This window comes from Oricola cellulosilytica, from assembly GCF_019966575.1.
Taxonomy (GTDB): Bacteria; Pseudomonadota; Alphaproteobacteria; order Rhizobiales; family Rhizobiaceae; genus Oricola; species Oricola cellulosilytica.
Window position 1 is genome coordinate 1 of the sequence record NZ_JAINFK010000012.1, and the last position, 2,115, is coordinate 2,115.

The window sequence follows — 2,115 nt, forward strand, 5'->3', positions numbered from 1 at the left end:
CTTCTTCCGGCCCGACGTGGGGGCTCATCACCCAGGCAGGGACCTCTCCCCGCCCCGTCAGGCGCCGGCCTCTCCCTTTGTACCGGTGTGCACCCAGGCTTCCTGCGAGAGACGGGAACAGTATGCGGCAGGCTCGGGAGGTGTGGATAAGTTTTATGCGGAAAAAATATAATAACCAGTCAGGACAACGGGTTAGCGAGAACCGGGCAAAAAACTTATCAACGTTCTTGGCCCTTCCGGTCTTTCGGGCCAGTTCTTCTCACAAGGTTGGCGAGGAAGGGGGCGGGGCGCAGCGCCCCCGGACCGAGGCGAAACGCACGAGGAAAACAACGATCACCTTCCCTTGGGTCGCCGTTAACAAGTCCATAACGAAATCAGGCATATTGTTGCCCTGTAATTTATCGTGGGCGATTTTGCCGCGGTGCCGGACTGCATGATGCGTGTCTGATCCGACCGATGAACGGTCGAATAAATTTCCAGACAAGCAACCAGCAGGTTCGTATCATGAAACTGAAGACGCGTATTTTTCTTCTCGCCCCGATCGCAATGGCAGGAATGCTGCTGGTCGGATCGGTTTTCTATATCGGGGACCGGGTACTCGAACATGAGAGAGAACTGCTTGCAGAAGCGGAACACATTTTCGAGCTGGAAGCCGACATGGATATCTCCATGCTCCATGCACAACGCGCACAGAAGAATTTCCTGCTCAACGGTGACGAGGAGGAGGTCGAACATCACCGGCAATTGACCGACAGGGCGGCTGCCGACCTGACGGAACTCGCGTCACTTCTGCGAAACGATTTCCCGGGCCAGATGGACGATCTGGTCGACCGGCTGGAGAAGGATTTCGATGCCTATGTTGGCAAGTTCGAGGAACTGGTCGAACTAGAGCACCTCCTGGGTGTGGACGAAGAGAGCGGGATGCAGGGCGCGCTGCGGAGCGCCGCGCACAATGCCGAGGTGCCCCTGAAAACGCTCGGCCAGCCGGAACTGACGGTCAAGATGCTGATGATGCGCCGGCATGAGAAAGACTTCATCATGCGGCTCGACGAGAAATATATCGGGCGGCTGGACGAACGCATGGCCGAGTTCAAGGCATTTCCCATAGCGATGTTCGGCTCGGCCGGAGTTCGAAATGAGATATTCTCCTACATCGATGCCTATCAGTCCGACTTTCACAAATTCGCGGAGGCGAAGTTGGAGGAACTCGCCTTGCGCGCCGAACTGTCCGAGATTTTCGAACATCTCGAGCCTGAGTTCAAAGAGATCAAGACCTTCCTTGACGATTTGAAGGCGCGCACGCTGGAAAGGATGCAGCAGGAGAGGAATGCCGTGATTGTCGCGGTTGCCGTCGTCGGCGCGCTGGCAATCCTGATCATCGGCCTCATCGTCATCTTTGTCGCGCGTTCAGTCGGAAAACCTTTGACAGCGACCGCGTCGGCGCTGAAGGCGCTCTCGGAAGGCAACACCGAAGTCGAGATTGCCGGCAAGGGCCGCAAGGACGAGATCGGCGAGATCGCCACTGCGTTCGAAGCCTATCAGGCGCTCATCCAGAAGAGGGCGGCGGACGAGCGGGAAGCGGAACAGGCACGCGACGCGGACGCGCGATCGCGCACCGAGGCCGAACAGAAACGGGAAGCCGAGCAAAAGCGCGAACTCGAGGCGACCGTCAGCCAGATGGGTGAAGCCCTTGACCGCCTTGCCGAAGGCGATCTGACAACCCGACTGGACGAGCCGTTCGGAGAGGGTCTCGACGGTCTCAGGACTTCGTTCAACGCATCGGTTGAAAAGCTTTCCGATACTCTGGCGGAAGTCCGAAACAACATCGATACCATCCACGCCAATGCGGGCGAAATGCGCACGGCGGTGGAAAGCCTGTCGGGCCGCACCGAGCAGCAGGCCGCGGCGCTGGAGGAAACCTCGGCCTCGCTCGAGGAGATCACCGCGACGGTGAAGGAGTCGTCGGAACGCGCCCAGGAGGCCACCACCAAGGCGGCCGAGGCGAAGTCGGCGAGCGACGCGTCGACCAAGGTCGTCTCCGACGCCGTCGAGGCGATGGGCCGGATCGAGAACGCGTCGGGCGAGATCGCCAAGATCATCGGCGTGATCGACGAG

1 protein-coding gene is annotated in these 2,115 nt (G+C 59.3%); it reads left to right on the plus strand.

The annotated features are described in order from the left end of the window. Positions 1-504: 504 nt before the first annotated feature. On the plus strand, positions 505-2,115 hold a 1,611-nt coding region (locus LC298_RS17940; RefSeq protein ID WP_223385733.1), incomplete at its 3' end, for a methyl-accepting chemotaxis protein.